At 66.0% G+C, this 24,725-nt stretch carries 23 protein-coding genes and 3 pseudogenes; 19 read left to right on the top strand and 7 right to left on the bottom strand.

Features of this window, described 5'->3' with window-relative positions; translation table 11 throughout:
* The first annotated feature begins 53 nt into the window (after positions 1–53).
* The 11 genes and pseudogenes from RM2_RS18925 to RM2_RS18880 all read left to right on the top strand — a co-directional run bounded on the left by RM2_RS18925 (position 54) and on the right by RM2_RS18880 (position 9,909).
* Positions 54–1,445 (top strand): DEAD/DEAH box helicase, encoded by a 1,392-nt coding sequence (locus RM2_RS18925; RefSeq protein ID WP_072691103.1) that lies wholly within the window; start codon positions 54–56, stop codon positions 1,443–1,445.
* Positions 1,446–1,450: 5 nt separating this feature from the next.
* A complete protein-coding gene (locus RM2_RS18920) occupies positions 1,451–2,329 on the top strand; it encodes a DMT family transporter (RefSeq protein ID WP_072691082.1) in 879 nt (292 codons plus the stop codon).
* Between the two features lie 3 nt (positions 2,330–2,332).
* Positions 2,333–3,769, top strand: coding sequence for a GMP reductase (guaB1, locus tag RM2_RS18915; RefSeq protein ID WP_072691081.1), 1,437 nt, complete (start codon positions 2,333–2,335; stop codon positions 3,767–3,769).
* Between the two features lie 287 nt (positions 3,770–4,056).
* Positions 4,057–5,427 carry a hemolysin family protein gene (locus RM2_RS18910; RefSeq protein WP_072691080.1) on the top strand — a complete coding sequence of 457 codons (1,371 nt, stop codon included), beginning with the start codon at positions 4,057–4,059 and terminating at the stop codon, positions 5,425–5,427.
* Positions 5,420–6,508 carry a hemolysin family protein gene (locus RM2_RS18905; RefSeq protein WP_072691079.1) on the top strand — a complete coding sequence of 363 codons (1,089 nt, stop codon included), beginning with the start codon at positions 5,420–5,422 and terminating at the stop codon, positions 6,506–6,508. The genes RM2_RS18910 and RM2_RS18905 overlap by 8 nt, the downstream gene beginning before the upstream one ends.
* A 5-nt stretch (positions 6,509–6,513) precedes the next feature.
* On the top strand, positions 6,514–7,374 hold the full coding sequence (locus RM2_RS18900; RefSeq protein ID WP_072691102.1) for a 3-methyladenine DNA glycosylase: 861 nt from the start codon (positions 6,514–6,516) through the stop codon (positions 7,372–7,374).
* A 463-nt stretch (positions 7,375–7,837) separates the two neighbouring features.
* Positions 7,838–8,683, top strand: a complete 846-nt coding sequence (locus tag RM2_RS18895) for a pentapeptide repeat-containing protein (RefSeq protein WP_072691078.1) — start codon at positions 7,838–7,840, stop codon at positions 8,681–8,683.
* A gap of 149 nt (positions 8,684–8,832) precedes the next feature.
* The gene (locus tag RM2_RS23570; protein ID WP_245814040.1) at positions 8,833–8,997 is read left to right on the top strand and encodes a hypothetical protein; all 165 of its coding nucleotides are present in this window, start codon (positions 8,833–8,835) and stop codon (positions 8,995–8,997) included.
* A gap of 71 nt (positions 8,998–9,068) precedes the next feature.
* A pseudogene (locus tag RM2_RS25375) lies at positions 9,069–9,273 on the top strand (nucleoside hydrolase); the annotation flags it as partial.
* Positions 9,256–9,444: pseudogene (locus RM2_RS25370) on the top strand (3-methyladenine DNA glycosylase); the annotation flags it as partial. The pseudogenes RM2_RS25375 and RM2_RS25370, both read left to right, overlap by 18 nt.
* 39 nt (positions 9,445–9,483) lie before the next feature.
* Positions 9,484–9,909: a CoA transferase gene (locus RM2_RS18880; RefSeq protein WP_072691076.1), complete on the top strand. Its 426-nt coding sequence runs from the start codon at positions 9,484–9,486 to the stop codon at positions 9,907–9,909.
* Between the two features lie 72 nt (positions 9,910–9,981).
* Here RM2_RS18880 and RM2_RS18875 read toward each other — a convergent pair whose 3' ends face one another.
* Both RM2_RS18875 and RM2_RS18870 read right to left on the bottom strand, forming a co-directional pair.
* Positions 9,982–10,521 (bottom strand): VOC family protein, encoded by a 540-nt coding sequence (locus tag RM2_RS18875; RefSeq protein ID WP_072691101.1) that lies wholly within the window; start codon positions 10,519–10,521, stop codon positions 9,982–9,984.
* 5 nt (positions 10,522–10,526) lie between these two features.
* Positions 10,527–11,408 carry an oxidoreductase gene (locus tag RM2_RS18870; protein ID WP_072691100.1) on the bottom strand — a complete coding sequence of 294 codons (882 nt, stop codon included), beginning with the start codon at positions 11,406–11,408 and terminating at the stop codon, positions 10,527–10,529.
* Between the two features lie 203 nt (positions 11,409–11,611).
* Here RM2_RS18870 and RM2_RS18865 point away from each other — a divergent pair, with 203 nt between their 5' ends.
* Entirely contained in the window at positions 11,612–12,643 is a 1,032-nt protein-coding gene (locus RM2_RS18865) for a nucleoside hydrolase (RefSeq protein WP_072691075.1), read from the top strand.
* Positions 12,644–12,679: 36 nt separating this feature from the next.
* On the opposite strand, the gene RM2_RS18860 is transcribed toward RM2_RS18865, so the two are convergent.
* From RM2_RS18860 to RM2_RS18845, 4 genes are read right to left on the bottom strand one after another with little or no spacing between them, the layout of a single operon-like run.
* Entirely contained in the window at positions 12,680–13,204 is a 525-nt protein-coding gene (locus RM2_RS18860; protein ID WP_169846762.1) for a hypothetical protein, read from the bottom strand.
* A 56-nt stretch (positions 13,205–13,260) separates the two neighbouring features.
* On the bottom strand, positions 13,261–14,265 hold the full coding sequence (gene meaB, locus RM2_RS18855) for a methylmalonyl Co-A mutase-associated GTPase MeaB (protein WP_072691074.1): 1,005 nt from the start codon (positions 14,263–14,265) through the stop codon (positions 13,261–13,263).
* Position 14,266: 1 nt separating this feature from the next.
* Positions 14,267–16,561: a methylmalonyl-CoA mutase gene (gene scpA / locus RM2_RS18850; RefSeq protein ID WP_072691073.1), complete on the bottom strand. Its 2,295-nt coding sequence runs from the start codon at positions 16,559–16,561 to the stop codon at positions 14,267–14,269.
* Positions 16,558–18,480, bottom strand: coding sequence for a methylmalonyl-CoA mutase family protein (locus RM2_RS18845; RefSeq protein WP_072691072.1), 1,923 nt, complete (start codon positions 18,478–18,480; stop codon positions 16,558–16,560). The genes scpA and RM2_RS18845 overlap by 4 nt, the downstream gene beginning before the upstream one ends.
* 130 nt (positions 18,481–18,610) lie before the next feature.
* Here RM2_RS18845 and RM2_RS18840 point away from each other — a divergent pair, with 130 nt between their 5' ends.
* Genes RM2_RS18840 through RM2_RS18825 form a run of 4 tightly spaced genes read left to right on the top strand, consistent with a single transcriptional unit; the run spans position 18,611 to position 21,339 of the window.
* Positions 18,611–19,444, top strand: a complete 834-nt coding sequence (locus tag RM2_RS18840) for a PaaI family thioesterase (protein WP_072691071.1) — start codon at positions 18,611–18,613, stop codon at positions 19,442–19,444.
* 49 nt (positions 19,445–19,493) lie between these two features.
* A complete protein-coding gene (locus RM2_RS18835; protein WP_072691070.1) occupies positions 19,494–20,168 on the top strand; it encodes a TVP38/TMEM64 family protein in 675 nt (224 codons plus the stop codon).
* A gap of 59 nt (positions 20,169–20,227) precedes the next feature.
* A complete protein-coding gene (locus RM2_RS18830) occupies positions 20,228–20,809 on the top strand; it encodes a hypothetical protein (protein ID WP_072691069.1) in 582 nt (193 codons plus the stop codon).
* On the top strand, positions 20,806–21,339 hold the full coding sequence (locus tag RM2_RS18825) for a hypothetical protein (RefSeq protein WP_072691068.1): 534 nt from the start codon (positions 20,806–20,808) through the stop codon (positions 21,337–21,339). Before RM2_RS18830 ends, RM2_RS18825 begins: the two co-directional genes overlap by 4 nt.
* A 96-nt stretch (positions 21,340–21,435) precedes the next feature.
* Here the strand turns inward: RM2_RS18825 and RM2_RS18820 are convergent, their stop codons facing one another.
* Positions 21,436–22,023: a recombinase family protein gene (locus RM2_RS18820; RefSeq protein ID WP_139277831.1), complete on the bottom strand. Its 588-nt coding sequence runs from the start codon at positions 22,021–22,023 to the stop codon at positions 21,436–21,438.
* Between the two features lie 314 nt (positions 22,024–22,337).
* On the opposite strand from RM2_RS18820, the gene RM2_RS18815 reads away from it, so the two are divergent.
* The 3 genes and pseudogenes from RM2_RS18815 to RM2_RS24925 form a co-directional block, all read left to right on the top strand.
* Entirely contained in the window at positions 22,338–23,279 is a 942-nt protein-coding gene (locus RM2_RS18815; RefSeq protein ID WP_072691067.1) for a hypothetical protein, read from the top strand.
* 534 nt (positions 23,280–23,813) lie between these two features.
* Positions 23,814–24,533 carry a DsbA family protein gene (locus RM2_RS18810; protein ID WP_072691066.1) on the top strand — a complete coding sequence of 240 codons (720 nt, stop codon included), beginning with the start codon at positions 23,814–23,816 and terminating at the stop codon, positions 24,531–24,533.
* Positions 24,530–24,725, top strand: a pseudogene (locus RM2_RS24925) (cytochrome c biogenesis CcdA family protein); the annotation flags it as partial. The gene RM2_RS18810 and the pseudogene RM2_RS24925, both read left to right, overlap by 4 nt.

Here is a 24,725-nt window from a genome sequence, read left to right as displayed (position 1 = left end):
GCGTCACGGCCGACGCGCACGGGTGGCTCCGCGCAGGCGGTAGCCTTCACGATATGTCCGAACACGAGAATCCCTCCCCCACACCAGTGGGTGAGACATTCCTTGGACTCGGTCTCCCCGCGGTGATGACCCACGCCCTCGACCGTGGCGGCATCACCGCGCCGTTTCCCATTCAGGCCGCCGCCATCCCGGACGCCCTCGCCGGGAAGGACGTACTCGGAAGGGCGCCGACGGGGTCCGGAAAGACTCTGGCGTTCGGACTGCCGATGTTGGTGCGGCTCAAGGGCTCTGCGAGTCGGCGTGGTTTCCCCCGCGGAATCGTGCTGGTTCCCACCCGTGAACTGGCACTGCAGATCGAGCGGTCCCTGGACGAGCCTGCGCTGTCGATGGGGTTGCGGGTGGCCGGCGTCGTGGGCGGCGTTCCGATCAAACGGCAGGTCGAGACGCTCTCCCGTGGCGTCGATCTGCTGATCGCCACTCCCGGCCGGCTCGCCGACCACCTGGCACAGGGGTCGGTGTCCTTGAACGACGTCGTCGTCACCACCCTCGACGAGGCCGACCACATGGCCGACATGGGCTTCATGCCGCAGGTCACGCAGATACTCGACAAGACCCCGACCGGGGGGCAGCGACTCCTGTTCTCGGCCACCCTCGACGGCGAAGTCGACACCCTCGTCAAGCGGTACCTGCGCGATCCGGTGACGCATTCGACGGCTCCTGCAGAGGCCTCGGTATCGACAATGCGACACCACTTACTGCTCGTCGACAGGGCGGACAAGAGATCCGTTGTGGCACATATTGGTTCGAGGGACGGGCGCACCATCATGTTCGTGCGCACCAAATACGGGGTCGACAGGCTCGCGAAGCAGTTACACGACGCCGGTATAGCGGCCGGGGCGTTGCACGGCGGCAAGGCGCAGAACAACCGCACCCGCACCCTCGAGTCGTTCGCCGACGGGACCACTCCGGTGCTGGTGGCCACCGACGTGGCTGCGCGGGGCATCCACGTGGACGACATCTCGCTCGTCGTTCACGTCGATCCCCCGACCGAATCCAAGGACTATCTCCACCGCGCCGGACGGACCGCCCGCGCCGGTGAGGCGGGCGTAGTGGTCACCCTCGTGACCGAAGACGAGCGCGCCGAGGTCGAAAAGTTGACCCGCAAGGCTGGAATCGCGGTGGGAGGCGTGCCCGTCCGACCCGGCGATGCGCTGCTGGCCGAGATCACCGGCGCCCGCCGTCCGTCGGGTAAAGCCGTTCCTGCGCCCGACACACGAGCAGCCGCGCAGGACACCCCGAAGAAGGGCAGACAGGCACACGACCCGAAGGGACGCCCGTCGCGCCGCGGCGGCGAACCCCGGGACACTGCTTCTGGTGCGCGACGCGGTCGTAAGCCCGGGCCCGCCTCGAGTCCGCACGGGCACCGCAACCGCGGGGCACACTGAGCAGCATGTCCCTGCCGGTCGCGTCCATCGTGTGCGCGCTGATCGCGGCGTTGCTGTTCGCGTGCGCTTCGGTGGCTCAGCAGAGCGCGGCGTTCGCGGTGCCCGAGGGCGCCGGGTTGATGACCACCCTTGTCCGCAGTCCACGCTGGTGGGCCGGTGTCGTCGGGGACGGTGGCGGCTACGCGATGCAGGTCGTGGCACTGGTGCTCGGATCGGTACTCGTGGTGCAACCACTTCTCGTGGCCGCCCTACTGTTCGCGCTGCCTCTGTCGGCGAAGTTCTCCGGATACCGGCTCACCCGCACCACGTGGGTGCTGGCCGTCGCCCTGGCGGTGGCCCTCGCGGCCTTCCTCGCCATCGGCGACCCCACCGAGGGCAACATCGACGCACCGTTCCGCCAATGGGTGGTGTCCCTCGGCATCCTCGTCGTTGTTGTGGTCGCCGCCACCGTCGCCGGGATCTCGAGAATCGACAGCGGATGGCGGGCGCTACTGCTCGGGGGTGCGGGCGGCATCCTGTACGGCATCGCGGTGGCATTCACCAAGTACGTCGTCGAACTCGTGCCCCGCGGACTGTCGACGGTGCTGAGCAGCTGGCAAGCGTGGGCCCTAGTAGTAGCCGGGATTTCGGGGGTCTACCTGCAGCAACGCGGGTTCCAGGTGGGGCCTCTCTCGGCGTCCCTGCCGGCGCTCACCATCGCCGAACCCCTCGCCGCCGTGTTCCTCGGCGTGACCGTCCTCGATGAACGCCTGCGGGTCACGGGTCCAGGGCTGGCGGTGGTCGGCTGTGCGGTGGCGGTGATGCTGGTGGCCGCGATCGGACTGTCCAGGGCGCAAGCGCAGAGGACGCCCGGCACCACCGCCGAATCCCCGGTATCGTCCTGACACGTGCAGTTCCTCGACGGGCATCGCCCTCCTTATGACCTGACGTACGACGACGTGTTCCTGGTGCCAAACCGCACAGAGGTCACCTCACGTTTCGACGTCGACCTGTCCACATCTGACGGGACGCGAACCACCATCCCGATCGTCGTCGCCAACATGACCGCGGTCGCGGGGAGGCGCATGGCGGAGACGGTGGCTCGCCGCGGCGGCCTGGTGGTTCTCCCCCAGGACCTTCCGACGGCGGCCGTGGCGGAGACCGTGTCCTTCGTGAAGAGCAGGCATCTCGTCGCGGACACCCCGGTCACGCTGGACTCCGACGCCGCCGTGTCCGATGCCCTGGCCTTGATGCACAAGCGCGCACACGGCGCCGTGGTGGTCGTCGAGAACGACCGGCCGGTCGGCATCGTCACCGAGTCCTCCTGCACGGACGTCGACCGGTTCGCGCGGCTACGCGCCGTGGCATCGACCGACTTCGTCACCGCCCCCGTCTCTGCCTCCCCCCGTGAGGTGTTCGAACTCCTCGAGGGCAAGCACGACTCTCTGGCGGTGATCGTCAACCCCGACGGCACCCTCGCCGGCGTCCTCACTCGCACGGGTGCCATCCGGGCCGGTATCTATCAGCCCGCCGTCGACGGCAACGGGCGGTTGAGCCTGGCCGCCGCCGTCGGCGTCAACGGCGACGTCGCTGCGAAGGCCCGCGCCCTCGTCGAAGCCGGCGCCGACCTGCTGGTCGTCGACACCGCGCATGGCCACCAGCAGAAGATGATCGACGCCCTCGGCGCCCTGAAGAAGGCCGAACTCGGCGTTCCCCTGGTCGCCGGCAACGTCGTCTCCGCGGCCGGAACCCGCGATCTGATCGATGCCGGCGCGGACATCGTGAAGGTGGGCGTAGGACCGGGCGCGATGTGCACCACCCGAATGATGACCGGGGTGGGTAGGCCACAGTTCTCGGCGGTCGAGGAATGCGCCACACTGGCAAGCTCAATGGGTGCGCACGTGTGGGCCGACGGAGGCGTGCGTCATCCACGCGACGTGGCTCTCGCCCTCGCCGCGGGCGCGTCGAACGTGATGATCGGGTCGTGGTTTGCGGGCACCTACGAGTCCCCCGGCGACCTGCGTGTGGATCAGTCGGGCAACTCCTACAAGGAGAGTTTCGGCATGGCCTCCAAGCGTGCGGTGGCGGCCAGGACTGCCACCGACACCGCCTTCGACCGGGCCAGGAAAGGGCTTTTCGAGGAGGGTATTTCGAGTTCCCGGATGCGTTTGGATCCGGAACGCCCCGGAGTCGAGGACCTCCTCGACCACATTTGCTCTGGCGTGCGCAGCACGTGTACGTACGCGGGCGCGCGAACGCTGGGGGAACTGCACGACAAGGCGGTTCTGGGCGTCCAGTCCGCAGCCGGATTCGCGGAGGGACGCCCCCTTCCCGCCGGCTGGTGACGATCACATCCAGAAGTGCCGGTGGGTGTCCCGTTCCGTAGCATCGGACGGGCACCGGGGTATCATTGATCGCCTAACCACACCAGTTCTCGGCTATCGGACGCCTCCGATAGCCGAGTCCGAACGAGAGGACTCCGGTGCCCGCGGCACCCACATACGTAGCAAACGTCCCATCAGTCGACACATCAGAGGGATCGGATTCTGATTCCGCCGGTTCGGAGGGGCCCTCTACCGAGCCGGGTGACAAACCCGGCGCCCCTCGTTTCCCCGCTCGGCGGCGATGACGTATGGACATCGCGCTCAGCCTTCTCGCGCTACTCGGCTTTCTCGCCCTGACGGCAGGCACCGCACTGTTCGTCGCGGCCGAATTCTCGCTCACCGCCCTCGAGCGCAGCGCCGTCGAGGCGCACGCCCGCGACGGTGACCTCCGCTCCCGCCAGGTTCAGCATGCCCACCGCACGCTGTCCTTTCAGCTGTCGGGAGCGCAACTCGGCATCACGATCACCACGCTGGTCACCGGCTATTTGGCCGAACCGGTCCTGGCACGGTTCATCAGGCCAATTTTGGATGCTGTCGGTATCAGCGAATCTGTTTCCGCAGCAACATCATTGGTGATCGCTCTGGTTCTCGCAACCTCGTTCTCGATGGTCTTCGGCGAACTCGTTCCGAAGAACCTCGCCATCTCCCACCCCCTTCCTACGGCGCGAGCGACGGCGGGAATACACGCCGGTTTCTCGCTGATCTTCAAATGGGCTATCAACGGACTCAACGGAACCGCGAATAGATTGGTGAGGCGTCTGGGCATCGAGCCGGCCGAGGAACTGCGGTCGGCGCGATCCCCGCAGGAACTCGGTGCGCTCGTCCGTACTTCCGCACAACGTGGCGCCATCGACAAGGGAACAGCGCTGCTCGTCAACCGGTCCCTCCGATTCGGTGAACGCACCGCGGAGGAACTGATGACGCCGCGAGTGAAGATCGAGTCGCTGGCCACCACCGACACGGTGGCCGATCTGATCGACACCGCCGCTCGCACCGGGTTCTCCCGGTTCCCCGTCGTCGACGGCGACCTCGACGACTCCGTCGGCATCGTGCACATCAAGCACGCCTTCGCGGTACCCGGCGGACGTCGCCGCACCACCCGTCTCATTTCGCTCGCACAGAACGTCCCCGTGGTTCCCGCCAGCCTGGACGGTGATGCCCTGATGGAGCGGATCCGGTCCGACGGCATGCAGGTGGCCTTCGTCGTCGACGAATACGGTGGCACGGCCGGACTGGTCACAATGGAGGATCTGATCGAGGAAATTGTCGGCGACGTGCGCGACGAACACGACGAACCACAGATCGACGTCCAGCGGATCGGCGACGGCTGGTCCTGCTCGGGCCTGCTCCGCGTCGACGAGGTCTCCGAAACCACCGGGTACACGGCGCCTGAGGGCGATTACGAAACCCTCGGCGGTCTGGTACTCACCCATCTCGGACGCATCCCCGGGGATGGCGACGTGGTGGAACTCCCTACGTCCGGTGCCGCGCACGACCCCGGTGGCAGGTGGACGGCCACGGTGACCCACATGGATGGCCGACGCATCGACCGGGTGCTGCTCACACCGGTTCCCGTCGAAACCGGCGACGCCGACCGGAAGGAGGGCGATAATGGCTGATCTGTTCGGGATGCTCTTCACCTTTGTGCTACTCGCCGGCAACGCCTTCTTCGTCTGCGCCGAATTCGCGTTGATTTCGGCCCGACGCGACCGCCTCGAGGCACTCGAGGCGCAGGGCAAGAAGCGCGCCCGTACCGTGATCGTGGCGGGCGAGAATCTGTCGTTGATGCTCGCCGCCGCACAGTTGGGCATCACGATCTGCTCGATCCTGCTCGGCAAGGTGGCCGAACCGGCCATCGCGGATCTCCTGGAAGTCCCTCTTGGCGCGCTCCAACTGTCCGACAGCCTTCTACACGCGGTGTCCTTCACGATCGCGATGGCGCTGATCGTGGTGCTGCACATCCTGCTCGGTGAGATGGTGCCCAAGAACATCGCCCTCGCAGGCCCGGAACGGTCGGCCATGCTGCTGGTGCCGATGCATCTGGTATTCCTCAAGCTGGCCCGCCCGCTCATCGCGTTCTACAACCTCTGCGCCAACCTCACACTGAGGTTGCTCCGAGTCGAACCGAAGGACGAACTCGAGGTCACCGTCTCTACGGTGGAACTGTCCGAGATGATTGGCGAATCCCGTTCCGAGGGACTCATCGACGCGGAGGAGCACCGGCGGCTCACCCAGGCCCTCGAATCGACCGACCGCATCGTCGCCGAGGTGATGATCCCCTTGGACGAGGTCCGGACCATCCCGCTCTCGGTCGGAGGAACACGGCTCGGCGCCATCGAGGAAGCCGTCATCGAGACCGGGTACTCCCGGTACCCGGTGCGTGCCGAGGATGGTTCGCTGGTCGGCTACCTGCACCTCAAGGATGTGCTCGACGACGTGCTGGACGAGGATGCGGGACCCGACACAGTGATTCCGCGTGCGGACATCCGCCCACTGCCGCGAATGGCGGCCACCACCCCGCTCGCGGAAGCTCTCGCGGGTCTGCGGCGCACGAGTTCCCACTTGGGGGCCGCGGCGGACCCGTCTGGGCGGATCGTCGGCATCGTCGCCCTCGAGGATCTGGTCGAGGAATACGTGGGCACCGTGCGCGACGGCACTCACCGGGTCAACGGTGCCGATCCGGGACAGCGCGCGAATTGATCGTGATGGACGTCCTTGCCGCGTCGGAATGGATTGCCCGACGCGACCTGCACCGGGCGAGGGTCTCGTCGCTGATCGCAGCGCACCTGCAGCGCAGAGAACGCGGCGAGCCCCACCCGGTGGTCGACTTCCTCTTCACCTACTACAGCTACCGACCGAACCAGCTGCTGCGCTGGCATCCCGGGTGGGGAACGACCCTCGCCGACGCAGAGGACTATGCCGGACTCCGCGGCTACCACCGGACCGCCGCCGGGGTCACCGTCAACCCGGAGTTCCTGGCACGCCGCGCGGACACGGTCGCCTCCACCGCACGACTGCTGGAGGCGACCGCCCAGCGTCCCGCCCACCTGTCCTGCTTCGGCCTGCACGAGTGGGCGATGATGTATCGGTCCGGGGACGTTCGCCATGACAGCATCCCTCTGCGTCTCGGCCGCGATGGCACCGATTCCGTCGTGGAGTCGCTGCAGCTTCGCTGCACCCACTACGACGCGTACCGGTTCTTCACACCCGCCGCCGAACCGCGGAACATCGAACCGTTGACCCGGAACCGCCAACTCGCGCTGGAGCAACCCGGCTGTCTGCACGCCAACATGGATCTCTACAAGTTCTGCTACAAACTCGCGCCGATGATCGACTCCGATCTGACCGTTGATTGCTTCGAGTTGGCCTTGGCAGCAAGGGAACTCGACATGCGGGCCAGCCCGTACGACCTCACTGAATACGGTTACGCGCCGATTCGGATCGAAACCCCCCACGGCCGGGCCGAGTATGTGCGGGAGCAGTCGACCCTGGCCAGCCGAGCTGCGCCGATCCGGGAAGCATTGCTCGACCGGTCTCGCCGGTTGCTCACCGCCGCGAGGCCATGAGTGCGGCGATATACGGCCGCAACTGTTCCGAGATCGTTTTGCCGCCCGAACTATTGAGGTCCGCCGGAAGTGCGGAAGCGGGACGCGGATCTGAATGCGCTCGGAGGGCATGAGGGTTCGCTGACCGGCGCCCGTCCTGTTGCCCCGCCCCACGGTCTTTTGTCGTCGTGGCGCTGAACGAGGACGCATCTCCGGATGGTAGTTTGTGCGCAGTGATAAACATCTTTGCTTTGTGACCCAGCCCTTCCGCGATGACCATGCGTCACTCCTGCGCGGGGTGGTGATTTCGTGTGCCTCGACAGGGAACCCAATGACGGGTTCCCTCCTCTGGCCATCACTGAAATCATCACGGGGAGCACACTTGACCATCGAATCGACATCCACATCTGCGCCGCAGCCAACCAATATCGCGGGGACGCGGCATCCGCTTCCCCGTCAAGCTGACGAGCCGGACGCTCGGGCAATGACCGCCACGCGCGCAGCGTCCGACCTGGACGCTTTACGCCCCGACTGCGGTAGCTGTTTTGCGCTGTGCTGCACTGCCTTCGGCTTTTCTCGCTCGGAAGATTTCGCCATCGACAAGCCGGCCGGTTCAGCGTGCCGGAACCTCGAAACGGACTTCTCCTGCGGAATCCATGAAGGACTGCGTGCCCGGGGCTTCCGGGGCTGCACGGTCTTCGACTGTTTTGGTGCAGGTCAGGCCGTATCTCAGCGGGTCTTCTCCGGCGTCAGCTGGTCCGAGCGCCCGGAGACCCAGCGGGAGATGTTTTCGGCGTTCAAGATCATGAGGCAGTTGCACGAGATGCTCTGGTACTTGGCCGAGGCACGGACACGCACTTTCGACCCGGACGCCGCGGACGAAGCGCGGAAGCTCACATCCGCCATTTACGCACTGACCGGCGGCAACTTGGACGCACTGCTCTCCGCGGATACGGGCGCCCTACACTCCGCCGTACGACGAACCCTGATGGATATCAGCGAGGAACTGAGGGCGTCCTACGGTGCCAGCGGCGGCCATCTGGACCGGAACCTGAAACCCGGCGCGGACCTCATCGGACAGAATTTGCGCTCGCGCAGTCTCTGCGGGGCTGACCTACGGGGGGCCTACCTGATAGCCGCGGATCTGCGGAGGAGCGATCTGACCGCGGTGGATCTGCTCGGAGCGGATCTTCGTGATGCCAGGGTGGACGGTGCAGACCTTTCGGAGGCGTTGTACGTAACTCAGTCTCAGATCAACGCTGCCCGTGGCAGTGCCGATACGCGTGTGCCTCAGAGGATTTTGGTTCCTCCGCATTGGCGCGGTCAGTGATCGGATGGGCTGACAACTGCAGGTACCGGGGCGGGGCGATGCAGGACGGGTCCTGTCGTTGTTCCTCCGCCCCGGGGCGGAGGCACGGACCTACCGTCGCTGTACCTGCTGTTCGGCGGCGACTGTCCTCCCTCGGACAATATGGTCGTGTGACGACTCACGACTACACCCTGACGGTCACCTGGACCGGCAACCGCGGTCCGGGGACGAACGGCACGTACGGTTGCGCCCGGGGCCATGTGATCTCCGCGGCCGGGAAACCGGGCCTGCCGGGCAGTTCGGACCCGTCGTTCCTCGGCGACGCCACCCGCTGAAATCCGGAGGACCTGCTCGTCGCCCGGTCCGTCAACTTCCCCGTCCACCACCGCCCATCGGTGGTGATCGGATGAGTACGCACCGGCTGATCGTGGACGTCGACACCGGCATCGACGACTCGCTGGCACTGCTGTACCTGCTGGCCAGCCCCGACGCCGAGATCGCGGGAATCGCCGGGCACCGCGGGGAATGTGCCCGCCGAACAAGTGGCGGCGAACAATCTGAACTGGCTGGGCGTGTGCCGGGCCCCTGACATCGAGGTGGCGCTCGGCGCAATGCAGGCCAGCCCGTACGACCTGTCCGAGTCCGGGTACTCGCCGGTACCGATCGAGACGCCGACTGGCCGTGCCGAGTACGTACGCCGGCAGATACAGCTCGCCGAGCGGGCCGCGCCGCTGCGCACCGCCCTGATGGAACGGTGCCGGAGTCTTTTGTCTCACCGGTAATCTCGGGTCGACGATGGACCGAGACGAAGCGGGGTTCCGATGAGTGTGTTCGGGCGGGTGCTGCGCGACTACGACCGTGGGACGGGTTTCACATCCGACCCTGACCGGATCGGCTGCGGGGATCCCGGGGACTACCTCGCGGGCGCGTCTGCCGGTGTTCGCTCTCGCGGCCGGGCCCTCGACCACGCCACCGGGTACCTGCTCGCCGCCGGAATCATCGACGCACTCACCGCCGCACGGCGCGACGGCCGGGCCCGCACCGTCGAGGCGTCTCTCGCTCGAACCGGCGCCTGTCTGCTCGGTGCCGAGGACCGCATCGACACGCCCGCTGCCGCGGCGGTGCCCGGCGCTTCCTGCCTCGTCGAGCACGGCGACCTGCTCAGCGCCCGTCCCGCCCTCGGTGAGTACGCCGACTACCCGTTCCCTGCCCGGCGGTGGGGCGAAAACCGACCCGCCTGGGAGTGAGCGTGTGGCTCGGTGACGGCGCAACTGGTATGTCAGTCCTTCCAGGACACTGGTCCGGCGTCGTAGCGTAGGTCAACTGCGAGCGTGCGCCGCGCGTACCCGCTCCCACAGATGACGGTCGCTGCGCGGTCCCCCTCGAGTGTCGGCACCGTACCGGGCGATCTCCGCGTCGATGTCCAGCGGACGCGTGGGCGATTGCGCGGGAACCAGTTCGTCGATCACGAGTTCGTCGGGCACCAGCCAGCACACCTCGAACTCGATCGCGTCCGGGTCGCGCCCGTACACCGCCTTGGTGGAGGAGTGGTTGCTCGCCCCGGTCAGCGCACCTGCGGTTAGCAGGCGGTCCTGCATCTCGGCCAGGCCCGCGAGCGTGTCGATCTCCCACGCCAGATGGTAGAGACCGACGTTGCCCGTCGTCAGCTGGCTGGTCGGATTCGGGCTCTGGAACAAACCCAGATCGTGGTCGTTCGCCGAGTCCGGCGCCTGCAGGAACACCCCACCGGGAAATCCGCCCGGTAGCTCCGCGAACCTGAGCACATCCCGGTAGAACGCCAGGCTGCGCTGCAGGTCGGACACGTACAGGACGGCATGGTTGAGTCGCTCAATCGCCATCGAGGTCATCCTCCGAAGTTGTAGTTGACACCAGTGAGCTGCTCCGACAACGACCACAGTTGTCGCGCAACCGTTTCGTCGTGGGCCTTCCGTTTCGATCCCACCACTTTCGGGTATCCGCGGGTCTGGAACATCCACGACGGGCCGAGGTAGCTGCCGCCGATCGCATCCGGAACTGTAGCCGCGTACAGCATCGGCAGCGCACCCATTCTTGCGGACTGCGCTATGACCGGGTTGGCCAGGGACAGGATCCGACCCTGGATCGTCCCTGTGTTGGACTGCAGGTTGGTCGCCGCGTATCCCGGGTGCGATGCGAGTGCCTTCACCTTCGAACCCGAGGCCGCGAGCCGCCGCTGCAACTCGAATGTGAACAACAGGTTGGCCAGTTTCGACTGCCCGTACGCGGACCAACGCCTGTACCGGCGATGTTTCCAATTGAGATCGTCGAGATCGATCGTGCCGATCCTGTGCATAATGCTCGACATCGTTACGACCCTGTCTCGGACCTTGCCGAGGAGTAGAGCCGTCAGCGCGAAGTGGCCCAGATGATTTGTGCCGATCTGCATCTCGAACCCGTCGACGGTGCGGCGCAGCGGCACTGCCATGACTCCTGCGTTGTTCACCAGCACGTCGATCGAATCGATCGACTCGGAGAACTCACGGATCGACGCCAGATCCGCGAGATCGAGGCGCCGTACCTCGGCGCGCTCTCCGAGCGGCTCCGCGACCGCGCGCCCCTTCTCGACATTCCGGCACGCCAGGATCACGTTCGCGCCAGCTCTCACCAAAGCCTTGGTCGCTTCCGCTCCGAGGCCACTGTTCGCGCCCGTCACGACAAAAGTCCGGCCCTGCTGATCGATGATGTCCCCCGCCGCCCATTTGGTCATGTTCACAGCCTACGGAAGGAGGGGTGCTGCCGGCGTCCATACGTTCAGGAATTGCTGCTGTACCAGCGGCGGACCGGTACTGCGCCGAGCCCTCATTTCCGCGACCGAGCGGCGCGGTCCCCTGGCAGGCAATGGCCCGTGGACAATGGCCCTGTGACGATATACGGCTTCCCCATCCGCCAGCGCTTCTCCGTGAGGATCGGATGAGTACGCGGCGACTGATCGTCGACGTCGATACCGGCATCGACGATTCCCTCGCGCTGCTGTACTTGCTGGCCAGTCCCGAGGCGGAGATCGTCGGGATCGCGAGTACCTCGGGGAACGTGCCCTCCGCACAGGTTGCGGCGAACAACCTGAACTGGCTGGGCGTGTGCGACGCACCCGACATTGAGGTGGCGCTCGGCGCACACGCCCCACTCGTCGCACCGCTACGCACCACCGAGGACACTCACGGCCCGCAGGGCGTCGGATACGCCGTCCTCCCCGATGCCGGGCGGGTGCTGTCGGGTCGGAACGCCGCCACGATGTGGGCCGAACTCGTCCGTGCCCGCCCCGGTGAAATCACCGGACTGGTGACCGGTCCGCTGACGAACCTGGCACTCGCGATCCGCGAAGAGCCCGAACTGCCTAGACTTTTGCGACGACTGGTCGTGATGGGCGGGGCGTTCAACCACCCGGGCAACACCACCCCCACCGCGGAATGGAACGTGTCGGTGGATCCGGAGGCGGCCAAGGAGGTATTCGACGCGTTCTCCGGACTTCCGGAAGGCCGGCGACCCGTCCTGTGCGGACTGGACGTCACCGAGACGATCGAGATGAAGCCGCACCACGTCCGGCGACTGGCGCGGGAGGCGGGAAGTACTCCCGCCGAGATCATCTCCCCAGACGACGGGCCGGAGGTCCGTTCGACCGCGAGCAACCAGGTGATCCGGCACATGTCCGATGCGATCCGCTTCTACATGGACTTCCACCGCACCCACGATCAAGGTTTCCTCGCGCACATGCACGACCCGTTCGCCGCGGCAGTGGCGCTGAACCCGGGTTTGGCCCGGACCCGCCCGGCCACCGTCGACGTCGAACTGCACGGCCGACTCACTCGGGGCACCACCGTCGCGGACTGGGTGGGTCACTGGAACCGCGACCCCAACGTCGACATCGCGGTGAGCACCGACCCGGTCGTCTTCTTCGACGATCTCATCGACAGGGTCGGGCGCTTCGCGAAATCGGTCGGCTGAACTTGGCACCGCCGTGTGTGTCCCGGAGGGACGCAGTCACCTGACCGGAAGCGACGGCGAGCAGAGCTCTCCGATTCGAGAAACTACGAGTCCGGACCCGGGGTCGAACCAGAGAGCTTGCCCATCCCGCACTTCCGGCATCAGCAGACGGCTCCCCTCGACCGGCCACTGAATGAATTCGTATCCCGCCAGATCGTCCTGGACGTGCTCTGCGATCAGGACGGCATTCATCGCTGCCGTATAACCCGTGTGTAGACCGCTGAAGCCCACGCCGCTGAACTCCGGCGCCGCGGAGACACCACGAGCCCTTCGGCGCGGTCGAAGCACCTGTTCCAGGCCGATATGGCAAGCCCCGGACTCGAGCAGTGACACCGTCCACCAGAGTGACGCGATGTCGAGATCGCGGCCGTGTCGGCGACACCGAAGATCAAGGCCCACCGCACGACACCCTTCGACCACACCCTGGGGCGCATTGGCGATCGGATCGGACGATGTCTCGGACCGGTCGTATTCAGCCGGGAACCGCCAGGTCGCGAGATATTCCCATTCCGCGTACGTCACGGTGCCAGTTTCGCATTCGGGGGGCGGCATCTATCACCCGTTGACCATTTTCCAGCTCAGCCGGTGACATCGTCCGTGCCGTCGAAGGCCTCGAGGATCGCGGCTGCGGCAAGCGCCGCCGTCAGCGAGCCCTCCCGCACCTGCTGCTCGACCTCGTCCCGAATGGCGTTGACGCGGTCGTTGGACGCGAGCCGCCGCAGCAGTTGGTCGTTGACCATGGTCCAGGTCCAGTCGACTTGCTGGCGTCGACGGGTCTCCTCGAACTGCCCTGCGGCACCGAGTACTTCACGATGCTTGCATACGATGCTCCAGAATTCCTCGAGACCGATTCCTTCCAGACCACTCATCGTGATGACGGGCGGTTTCCAGAGTGCGTCGTGCGGATGGATCAGTCGCAGTGCCCCCGCCAGTTCACGGGCGGCGCCCCTCGCTTCCCGCTCGTGCTTGCCGTCCGCCTTGTTGACGGCGACGAGGTCGGCGAGTTCGAGGACACCCTTCTTGATGCCCTGCAACTGGTCGCCGGTTCGCGCGAGTGTGAGGAAGCAGAAGCAGTCCACCATGTTCGCGACCGTCACCTCGGACTGCCCGACGCCCACCGTCTCGACGAGTATGACGTCGAACCCGGCGGCCTCGAGCAGCACGATCGTCTCGCGTGTGGCCTTCGCGACACCACCGAGGGTCCCCGACGTCGGTGACGGCCGAATGTAGGCGTCCTTCTCGAGAGCTAGACGTGCCATCCGCGTCTTGTCGCCCAGAATCGACCCACCGGTGCGGGTTGACGACGGATCGACGGCGAGCACCGCCACCCGGTGGCCCTGGCCGATCAGATACATCCCCAGCGCATCGATGAACGTCGACTTCCCGACTCCGGGAACACCGGTGATGCCGACCCGGTGCGCCTTCCCTGATTCCGGCAGCAACTCGAGCAGTAACTGCTGCGCCGCTGCCCGGTGATCGGTCCGGGTGGACTCGATCAGGGTGATGGCCTTCGCTAACCCTGCGCGCTGGTTGGTACGCACTGCCTCGGCGAGGGCGTCGATGTCGACCGGCTGTCGCCCCATGCTATTCCGGTTGACCGCTGTGCTCTGAAGCGTCGAGGTCTGAAGCGTCGAGGTCGTGGCCGAGTTGCGCAGCCAGCTTCTCGAGCAGACCGCTCGCCGCATCGGCGATGACCGTTCCGGGCGGGAAGATCGCGGCCGCACCCGCCTCGTACAGCTCGGCGAAGTCGCCGGGCGGGATGACACCACCGACCACGACCATGATGTCGGGACGTCCGACTGCCGCGAGAGCTTCCCTGAGTGCAGGCACCAGGGTGAGATGGCCCGCGGCCAACGACGACACCCCGACCACGTGGACGTCGTTGTCGGCCGCCTGGGTGGCGACCTCTTCCGGGGTCTGGAACAGCGGTCCGACGTCCACGTCGAATCCGATGTCTGCGAAGGCCGTGGCGATCACCTTCTGCCCGCGATCGTGGCCGTCCTGCCCCATCTTGGCGACGAGAACACGCGGGCGGCGGCCCTCCTCCTCCGCAAACTTCTCGACGAGTTCCGTTGCCCTACTGATGTTGGCGACCTTTCCGGCTTCGTCTCGGTACACACCACTGATGGTCCGAATTTCGGCCTGATGACGTCCGTACACATTCTCGAGCGCCTCGGAGATCTCACCGACCGTGGCCTTCGCGCGCGCTGCCTCGATGGCGAGGGCCAGCAGATTGTTCTCCATCCCGCCCGCGGTGGCAGCCGCGGCGCGGCTCAGTTCGGCGAGCGCCTCGTCGACCGCGCGCGAGTCCCGATCGGCGCGCAGCCGCTCGAGCTTGTCCAGCTGCTCCTGACGGACCCTGGAGTTCTCAACCTTGAGGACCTCGATCTGGTCCGCTTCGTCGGGCACGTACTTGTTGACGCCGATCAGAGGCTGACGGCCGGAGTCGATGCGCGCCTGGGTGCGTGCGGCAGCCTCTTCGATACGAAGTTTCGGGATTCCCTCGCCGATCGCCTGCGCCATACCGCCGGCCTCTTCGACCTCGGCGATGTGGGCGCGCGCCCGGTTCGCCAACTGGTGGGTGAGCCATTCGACGTAGTGCGAGCCGCCCCACGGGTCGATCGGCCGCACCGTTCCCGATTCCTGCTGCAGCAGCAGTTGGGTGTTGCGGGCAATGCGGGCGGAGAAATCCGTCGGCAGGGCGAGTGCTTCGTCGAGGGCATTGGTGTGCAGCGACTGGGTGTGTCCCTGCGTCGCCGCCATCGCCTCGACGCAGGTGCGCGCCACATTGTTGTAGACATCCTGAGCGGTCAGCGACCACCCCGACGTCTGCGAGTGGGTACGCAGCGACAACGACTTCGCCGACTTCGGTTCGAACTTCGCGACCAACTCGCTCCACAGCAGGCGACCCGCCCGCAGCTTCGCAACCTCCATGAAGAAGTTCATACCGACGGCCCAGAAAAACGACAAACGCGGTGCGAACTTGTCGATCTCCATTCCGGCGTCGAGTCCGGCGCGGATGTACTCCACGCCGTCCGCGAGGGTGTACGCGAGTTCGAGGTCGGCGGTCGCACCAGCCTCCTGGATGTGGTAGCCGGAGATCGAGATGGAGTTGAACTTCGGCATCTTCGAGCTGGTATAGGCGAAGATGTCCGAAATGATCCGCATCGACGGCTTCGGTGGATAGATGTAGGTGTTGCGGACCATGAACTCCTTCAGAATGTCGTTCTGAATGGTTCCGGCCAACTGTTCGGGTGCAACACCCTGTTCCTCTGCCGCCACCACATACAACGCGAGGATCGGCAGCACCGCACCGTTCATCGTCATCGAGACGCTGACGCTGTCGAGCGGAATGTGATCGAACAGCTGACGCATGTCGAGGATCGAGTCGATCGCCACCCCGGCCATGCCGACATCACCCTGCACTCGCGGATGATCGGAGTCGTAGCCGCGGTGTGTGGCGAGATCGAACGCCACTGACAGCCCCTTCTGACCGGCCGCGAGATTGCGTCGGTAGAAGGCGTTGGACTCGGCGGCCGTCGAGAAACCCGCGTACTGACGGATCGTCCACGGCTGGTTCACGTACATGGTGGGGTACGGGCCGCGGAGGAAGGGGGCTGCTCCAGGGAAACTGCCGGCCGGGTAGCCCTCGGCCTCGACGGCATCCCGATCGGCCTTGGTGTAGACCGGTTTGACGTCGATGCCCTCGGGGGTCGACCACACCACGTCTTCGGGTGTGTAGTGATTCGCCGCCGCAGCGTTCGCGATCAGCGCATCCGTCTCTTCTGCGGACGGACCTGCCGGTAGCGGACACTGCGGATCCTCCAGCGGCACTTCGGCGAAGCTGCCGATCGCGTGCTTGATCTCGCGAGTAATCACTTCTTGCTCCCTGCGTCGCTCGAGGAGTCACTCGAGCGCTCGATGGTGTCGAGCAGACCGGACAGGATCGAGACTGCGTCGATACGGGCTGTAACGAATCCGTCGGGCCGGGCGGCGCCGTCCGCGCCGTCGACGACCGTTTCGGGACCGGCGAGCAGAACCGTGCCGATCCCCGCGGCGCGCAGTTCCCCCACTGCGGTCAAGGCCTCGTCGACGTATCGCTTGTCGGTACCGCAGATCACCGCGACTCCCGCCCCGGATTCGGTCGCTGCGGAGGCGATGCTGCCGTCACCGATAGTCAGGGGGCCTGGATTGACTGCTTCGATGCCACCCGACGCCAAGAGGTTCGCGCTGAATGTGGTTCGGACGTTGTGCTCCGCAACCGGTCCGAGCGGAGCCAGGATCACGGTGGGGCGAGCCCCGTTCACCGCCAGGTAGGCGTCCGAGCGATCGCGGAGCGCCTCGAAGGCCGCCGCGTACCGGGCCACCCGGTCAGCCTCGGCGGCGCCCACCGGCAGCGGCGCCTCTCCGAGGTTCGGGAACTCGTTGACACCAGTGACCGCGGTCCGGCGATGGGCAATATCCGAATCACGTTGCGCTCGTGTGGAAGCGATACGCTCGACGATCAGGCCGGACCCGAGCGCGGCCCGGTAGCCGCCCGCCGCCTCGATCCCCTGAAAGAACTTCCACGCCTTTGCCGCCACCTGTCGGGTGAGGTCCTCGACGTACCAGGAGCCTGCCGCCGGGTCGAGCACGCGACCGAGATGCGATTCTTCGAGCAGTAGCAGCTGGGTGTTGCGGGCGATACGGGCGGCGAAGGTCTTCGACAGGCCAAGGGTCCCGGCCGGCAACGCAGCATCGAACGGCAGAACCGTGACGGCATCCGCGCCGCCCACACCGGCTCCGAATGCGGCGAGCGTGGTGCGCAGCATGTTCACCCACGGATCACGTTGCGCCATCATTGCGGCCGACGTGACGGCGTGCTGTGGAGCACCACCGAACTCGGGAGCGCCGCACACCTGGGCGATACGTGCCCAGATCTGCCGCGCCGCACGGAACTTGGCTATGGTCTGGAACTGGTCATCCGTGGCGGAGAACCGGAAGCCGACCTGCTCGAGCGCCCGCCCGATGGTCAGCCCACTCTCGGTCAGCGCACGCAGGTATTCGAGGCCGGCCGCGATCGACGCACCGAGTTCCTCCGAGTCGGATGCTCCGGAATTGTGAAACGCTGTCCCGTCCACTGTGATCGCGCGCACGCTCTCGTCCCGTGACGCCGACGCGGTTGCGAGCGACACCGCGTCGTCCAGCCCGACATCGGCCGCGCCGGAGAAGGCGCTCGTCAGGGGCGCCGCGCCCAACTGAACCCGGATCGTGGTGCGATCGGTTCCCTTGTCTCCCGCGCCCGCCCGCGCGTCGAGCAATGCGAACAGTTCCCGAGCCGCCAGTGCGACATCGGTTCCGGCGTCGAGAGTGAGTGGTGCGAGGTCGAGGAGCACACCGTCGAGTGCCGATTGGAGCGAGCGGACGGGTAGATTACCGCCGCCGACAGCGAGCCACAGCGCGCTGACACCGTTTTCCAACGAGTCGAGGACCGACCGGTTGACGTCCGCGGCATCGGCACCGTCGCTGTCACCGAATCGGCCGCTGACCAGCCAGCCCGCGTTGACGTCGCGAGTGGCGTCCGCGCCGCGGACGTAGGGGAAGGTGCCCGGCAGCGGCTGCTCCGGATGCTCGTCGCGCGGGCTGTAGAGCGGCGCGACGGTGACGCCGTCGTACGTAACGGTGTCGAGGAGCTTCTGGGGGTCCGGACCCAGTTCCGCGGCGTCGATCCGACGCGACTTCGCGAGGACGAAGGCCACGGCACGCTGCCAGTCTGCGTACGCCCGCGCAGCTTCCTCAGTCTCTGAAGCTAGTGACACGGTGTCGGCTCCCTCTCCCTGTGGATGACCCCTGATCAGCGATCGATCAATATGTTGTTTGACTGTGATGCTAGCCGCACTTCGGTGCCTCTTATCGTGAGGATCACCACTTGATGCATAACCTCTGGTCATGAGTATCGCGCGGGAACCGGCCGTCACCGATCACAGTGTCACACAGCGGTTGTTCGGGCTCGGCGTACCAACCAGGGGTGTCAACGACTGTGGCAAACCAGTCAATCGTATGAGCATGGACATCGGCGCGATTGCCGCACACACCGCCGACACCTCCTACAGCGGTGTGCTCGGCGTACTCCTCGACGACCTGCTGGGATTCACGTTGTGGGACAGGCGCGGCACCCGCGCCGGAATCGTCACCGCCGAGTTGTCGATCGACATCTTTACTCCCCGGCGATGGCAGGGGCCCGCCCTGTGGGCGGAGGGCAGGCTGCTCGCACTCACCGCCGACGGCGGCACCTCCACCGCACACGTGTACGACTCGACGGGCACACTGATCGGCACAGGCACGCTGTGGGGCAACTTCGTGGATGATCCCGGTCATGACTCCGGGGCTGCCTCACCGAATGCACCGCAGCTCCCCGACTTTCCCGAACTGGGAGTCCCACCGCTCGAGTGGATCGGTGGCCAGATCGAGAACGGGCCGGAGGTGCGGGTCGTGATTCCACCCAATCCCCTGGTCTCGAACAAACGCGGGTATATGCACGGCGGCGTCCAGGCGTGCGCGATGAGCCTTGCGGCGAACGCTGCCCTGAGCGGTGCCGGCCCGGACATGGACACGGCGTCGGTGCGGATCAACTACTTCCGGCCCGTCAGCCTGGATTCCGACGTCACCTTCACCGCGGCGGTGATCAAATCCGGCCGCGCGGTGTCCGTGATCCGGGTGACCGGCACCAGCGGTGGACAAATCTGTACCGAGGCGACGGTAACCGGACGCCGTCTGATCTGACGCTCGCTCGAAGAACCCTCACAGGTCGTTGGGGGTAGCCTCATGCTCTGTGAAGAGACGCCTCGAAGACCGCAAGGCGATCGGCGTGGCGATTCTGGCTGTCGCACTGGTTGTCGTCGCGCTGTTGACGCCCCTCCCCTCCGTTCTGCAGGTCAGGGATTGGGCACAGTCGATCGGCTCGGCCTTTCCTCTGGTCTTCTTCGCGGTGTATGCCCTCGTCACGGTCTTCCCGATCCCCCGCACGGTGTTCACTTTGAGTGCCGGATTGTTGTTCGGTGCGTGGCTGGGCATCACGATCGCCGTGGTGGCGTCGATGGTCAGCGCGGTTCTCGCACTCCTCCTGGTGCGCGTCATCGGCCGGGACGTGGTGTGGCGGCGCATCTCCAATCCCACCGTCCGCCGGGTGGACGAGCGGATCGCCCGTCGCGGTTGGCTTGCCGTCGGCTCTCTGCGTTTGATCGCGTTCGCCCCGTTCTCCGTGGTGAACTACTGCTGCGGCGTCTCGTCCATCCGGTTGGTCCCGTACGTTCTCGCCACCGCAGTGGGCATCCTGCCGGGGACGATCGGCGTCGTCGTCCTCGGCGACGCCCTCACCGGGGAGACGAAGCCGGCGTTTCTCGTCCTGTCCGGCGTGTGCATCGTTGCCGGAATCGTCGGGCTGATCGTTGACTCGCGGCGGCCGTCACTCCGCCCCGTCGAGGAGTTGGCAACCCGGCAACCTTGAATCCGAATTGTCAAGCATTGAGTCTTGACATTTAGATATCCAGTTTCTAGCCTTGACATATGTTCGTACTGACGGTCGATCAGCGCGGGAGTCGTCGTGACGTCGACCGAGTCGACAAACTTATCGGCGAACTTCACGACCACGACCTCGTCCGCCCGTTCCAACGCACGGCCGGCGACGAAGTGCAGGCCGTCGTCGCCGATCCGGCCACCGTCGTCGATCTCGCCCTCGAACTCGTCGCACGCGAGCATTGGAGCATCGGCATCGGAGTCGGCCCCGTCGAAGAACCTCTCCCCACCGAGACCCGAGCCGGGCGGGGCCCAGCGTTCGAATCCGCACGGGCTGCCGTCGAACGCGCCAAGAGCGCACCCGGGCGCGTCGCGGTGGAAGGTGCCGACCCCGACAGTGCAGCGGACGCCGACACCGCGCTGACCCTCGTCGCGGTCCTCGTCGCACGACGCACCGACGAGGGACACGAAGCGATCGAGCAGATGCGGCGCGGTTCCACCCAGACCGAGGCTGCTCGCGCACTCGGCATCAGCAAACAGGCCATCTCTCAACGCCTCTCCACCGCCGGCTGGCACGTCGAGATCGCGGGACGACGACTGGCCGCACGACTCCTGAACAGGGCTGACATATGACGACACTCGCGCTCATCGCACTCGGCGTCGCCGCACTCACACCCCCGACCCTCGGTGTGACGCGAAGTCCCCAGTGGGTGTCGCTGTGGGCGGCACCGATAGCGGCCGTGCTGGCCCTGGCAATCGCGGGGGTCGCCGCGGCCCCAACGACGCCGGTCACCGGATTCGCCCTCGGTGCCACGCTCGTCCTGTCCGTCTCGGCAGCCGCCACCGGCGCGGGACCCCTTGTCCTTGCCGCGTTCCGCATCGCCCGCCGACAACCCGATGCGGGCACCGAATCCGACACCCCGCCCGCTGCCGGACCCCTTCGTGGGGGGCGGGTCATCGGACTGCTCGAGCGCGCCGCCGTCGCAGCCGCGATACTCGCCGGTTGGCCGGAGGGCATCGCCGTCGTCCTGGCGGTGAAGGGACTGGCCCGCTACCCCGAACTCCGCGAACCCCACGCGTCCGAACAGTTCATCATCGGAACGTTCACAAGTGTGCTCTGGGCTGTCGCGGTGTGTGGGGTCGGGCGAGCGCTCATCACCTAGAAACCCGATCTTCCCGGGTAGCGCACTCGCAGGAGTTCCCGCTGCGCGCCCACCGACATCGCGTGGAGCGCGTGCACACCCGGCGGCTGCGAACGGTCAGCTGGAGCGCTCGTTGCGTGCCCGTGCCAGGGTGGCATACATCGCCGAGCGGGACAGATTGCTGAACTCCATCAGTTCCTTGGTCGTCCAGCGCCCGGACTCGTAATCCTCGAGCAGTTTGCGGCTCGCGGCCGGTGAGAGCTTCGGCTGCTTGCCCTTCAGTCGGCCGGCGGCCTTGGCGATCGCCATCGACTCCTTCGTCCGAGCGCGGATCAGGTCCGATTCGAATTCCGCCATCAGGGCAAGCATCCCGAAGAACAGCTTCCCCGTGGGATCCGCCGGGTCATGGATCGCCCCATTGATGCTCAGGCGGGTGCCCTTCTTTTCGAGCTCCGCCGCGATGGTGTGGAGGTCCACCGCCGACCGCCCGAGCCGATCGAGCTTGCTGACCAGCAGGATGTCGCCCGCACGGCAGGCGGCGAGGGCCTCGCGCAGGCCTGGGCGTTCCCGGTTGCGCCCGGTGAACCCCCTGTCCATGTAGATCCGGTCAGGTTGGACTCCGAGACGTTCGAGCGCTGAGCGCTGCGCTCGCAGGTCTTGACCCCTGGTGCTACACCTGGCATACCCAATCACGATTTCGGCCACCAGAGGACGATAGTCCGGGATAGGCCGCCTATTCAAGATCATCATGCAGGACCCTAAACCGGACGACTTTCGCGGGTCTCACGTCGCCTTCGATACGGCTGCGGCCCCTCCCCCGGTGTCCTGTTCAACGATCGTCAAACAGGACGGTCAATTGGCGGTCCTGGAGCGAACGCCAGTACTCCGAATCAACAAACCCGCAGGTCAGCCGCACTTACGTTACGTTTCGAACCATAACAGTTCGTTTCGTAACGTCCTTGTACGCAACGACTCTGTGTTACGATTTTGCGACCAAAACTGAGTTTGAGAGGGCTGAGATGACCGAGAGCAAGCCTGGACGCCCGCGGGAGTACGCGTCCGATGCCGACCGTGTCCGCGCCTGGCGGGAACGGAAGAAGAAGGAGTCGGGCGAGGCCACGGCGGATCTCGAAGCGCCGGCCGATCCGGCCGCCGCGGCGGCGACTCTGACTCAGGTCCTCCCCCTATTGAGACAGGAAGCCGAAGGTGCGATCGCGCGGCTGTCTGCCGTCGCCGACCGGATCACCGGTTCGGTCGAACTGCTCGGCGACCCGGCGGCTCTGGATGCTCATCTTCGCCGCGCCCAGGTGGCCGCAGACAAGGTGCGTGCCGACGCCGCGGCCGAGATCGAACAACTCCGCGACGAGCTCGACACCGCGATCGACGACCGTGCCAACGCCGATGCCGCCGCCCGGGCTGCCGAGGCGGCGGCGGACGACTCCGCGGTGGAGCTCGCAGAGGCCCGCCGCGACCATTCCGAGCAGATGCAGGCGCTGGAGGTACAGATGCACGAAATGGAGGTGGCGCACCAGCGGGAGACGACCGCGCTCGCTGCGGAACATGCCGAAACGCTCGACCGGTGGCGGCAGCAGATAGGCACGGCCGAGGCCGAGCACCTCGAGAAGCTGGCGCAACAGCACGAACTCGTCGAATCCCTCCGGAAACGCGTCACCGAACTCGGTGATGATGTCGGCCGGGTCCGCGCTGAAGCGGACCGAGCCACCGCAGCCTCCACGGCCTCGATCGAACGGCTTGCATCAGACCTCGACGAGGCCAGAGCCGCAATTCAGGCCGAGCGGAGTCGCGCCGACCAGACCCGCGACGAACTAGCCACCACAAGGGCGGATCTCGCCGCCTCGCGCACACAAGCCGACGCCACCAGGGAGCGAGTCGAAGAGCTCCGCGCCGATCTCGCCGAGGCCCGCGCTCGCTCAATCAACAGCGATCCGGAAACGCGTTGAGGTGAGCCTTATCAGGCGATGCGCGGGAAGGAGGTTCTCGTTGCACAACCGCGTACAGACCCCAAGTGACGGGGGTCGGGTAGCAGTCGCGTCAGACTCAGTACCAAGGATTTGCCGCAGACCCGGCGAATTGTCTGCGGCAACGCGGAGGGCATTGTTGGTAGGGAGGGTGCGGACGCTTTCGACGCCGGTGAGTGGCGCGCTGATGGTGCTGCGGCTGCTCGAGTGAGGTTCCCCCCGAAAAGTGGACAGTGGTCACGCGACCATGACGGTCGCGGCCGAGAACGAGGCACAATGACCACGCAACAGTGGCCGAGTTTTCGACCGCCGCTATCGGCCTACTCTTGGACCGTCACTGACATGTACCAGTCTTTGGGTGCGCGGTTGCTGGTGAGGATGGCGGGTCTGCCGTGGACGGCGCGGTCCGAGATTGGGGGCAGTCCTCACCCAAGGGACTCACCCCTTAGCAGTGGCACTACTGTCCCTGTCAGCTGCCAGAGGCGTGTACACACCAATCAGCTCGAGAGGTCATCATTGGGATCAACACGCTACGACCCTGGAATCCGCAGACAATTTTGGCTGGTCGGCATCCTGATACTGGTGGCCGTCGTACTCGGCGCCTTCCTTGTGATCGGCAAGATTCGAGAAGGAACATCTGAGGCGGCGGCGCAGCAGGATGTAGCCAGCATGGGACCGGTTGGCGATCAGTCACGCCGCATCAGCGGTGACCCCCTGTCGATGGGGTCCACGGACGCCCCCGTGGTGCTGGTCGAGTATGCGGACCACCGCTGCCAGTTCTGCGCGGTGTTCAGCCGCGACACCGAACCGGCGTTGATCGAGAAGTACGTGAACAAGGGTGTGTTGCGAATAGAATGGCGTGACCTGCCGATCTTCGGTGAACAATCGATCGCGGCAGCCCGCGCAAGTCGCGCCGCCGCGGCCCAGGGGAAGTTCTGGGAGTTCAACAAGGCGGTGTATGCGCAGTCACCGACCGGTGGTCGTGCTGACCTGACCCAGGAAGTACTACACGATTTTGCCGCGCACGTTGGTGTGCCCGACCTCCCAAGATTCGATCACGATGCCGCGAGCACTCAATTCAACGAGTCGATCTCACGAGACGTGTCCAACGCGCAGACGATCGGCATCTCGAGCACTCCGGCATTCATCATCAACGGCAACCCCATCCTCGGGGCCCAACCACTTGCGCATTTCGAACAGGTAATTGATCAGGCCGCGGGACTCGCGCAGCAATGACGAACATCGGATTGCTCGGCGCCTTCTTCGGTGGCCTGCTTTCGCTTGTGAGCCCGTGCTCGGCGCTGTTATTGCCGTCATTTTTTGCGTACGCTTTCGACGGAATCGGTCGCCTCGCGATGCGGACTGCCCTTTTCTTTGCCGGACTGGCCACCGTCCTCATGCCACTCGGAGCTGGAGTGGGATTGATGG

Source organism: Rhodococcus marinonascens NBRC 14363 (genome assembly GCF_001894885.1).
GTDB lineage: Bacteria > Actinomycetota > Actinomycetes > Mycobacteriales > Mycobacteriaceae > Rhodococcus_F > Rhodococcus_F marinonascens.
This window is presented reverse-complemented; position numbering and strand designations above follow the sequence as displayed.

Bases quoted from the DNA above. Each gene is read 5' to 3' on its own strand.
- RM2_RS18925 (WP_072691103.1), top strand. From the start codon at position 54: ATGTCCGAACACGAGAATCCCTCCCCCACACCAGTGGGTGAGACATTC.
- RM2_RS18920 (WP_072691082.1), top strand. From the start codon at position 1,451: ATGTCCCTGCCGGTCGCGTCCATCGTGTGCGCGCTGATCGCGGCGTTG.
- RM2_RS18910 (WP_072691080.1), top strand. From the start codon at position 4,057: ATGGACATCGCGCTCAGCCTTCTCGCGCTACTCGGCTTTCTCGCCCTG.
- RM2_RS18905 (WP_072691079.1), top strand. From the start codon at position 5,420: ATGGCTGATCTGTTCGGGATGCTCTTCACCTTTGTGCTACTCGCCGGC.
- RM2_RS18900 (WP_072691102.1), top strand. From the start codon at position 6,514: ATGGACGTCCTTGCCGCGTCGGAATGGATTGCCCGACGCGACCTGCAC.
- RM2_RS18895 (WP_072691078.1), top strand. From the start codon at position 7,838: ATGACCGCCACGCGCGCAGCGTCCGACCTGGACGCTTTACGCCCCGAC.
- RM2_RS18880 (WP_072691076.1), top strand. From the start codon at position 9,484: ATGAGTGTGTTCGGGCGGGTGCTGCGCGACTACGACCGTGGGACGGGT.
- RM2_RS18875 (WP_072691101.1), bottom strand. From the start codon at position 10,521: ATGGCGATTGAGCGACTCAACCATGCCGTCCTGTACGTGTCCGACCTG.
- RM2_RS18870 (WP_072691100.1), bottom strand. From the start codon at position 11,408: ATGACCAAATGGGCGGCGGGGGACATCATCGATCAGCAGGGCCGGACT.
- RM2_RS18865 (WP_072691075.1), top strand. From the start codon at position 11,612: ATGAGTACGCGGCGACTGATCGTCGACGTCGATACCGGCATCGACGAT.
- meaB (WP_072691074.1), bottom strand. From the start codon at position 14,265: ATGGGGCGACAGCCGGTCGACATCGACGCCCTCGCCGAGGCAGTGCGT.
- RM2_RS18840 (WP_072691071.1), top strand. From the start codon at position 18,611: ATGAGTATCGCGCGGGAACCGGCCGTCACCGATCACAGTGTCACACAG.
- RM2_RS18830 (WP_072691069.1), top strand. From the start codon at position 20,228: ATGTTCGTACTGACGGTCGATCAGCGCGGGAGTCGTCGTGACGTCGAC.
- RM2_RS18825 (WP_072691068.1), top strand. From the start codon at position 20,806: ATGACGACACTCGCGCTCATCGCACTCGGCGTCGCCGCACTCACACCC.
- RM2_RS18815 (WP_072691067.1), top strand. From the start codon at position 22,338: ATGACCGAGAGCAAGCCTGGACGCCCGCGGGAGTACGCGTCCGATGCC.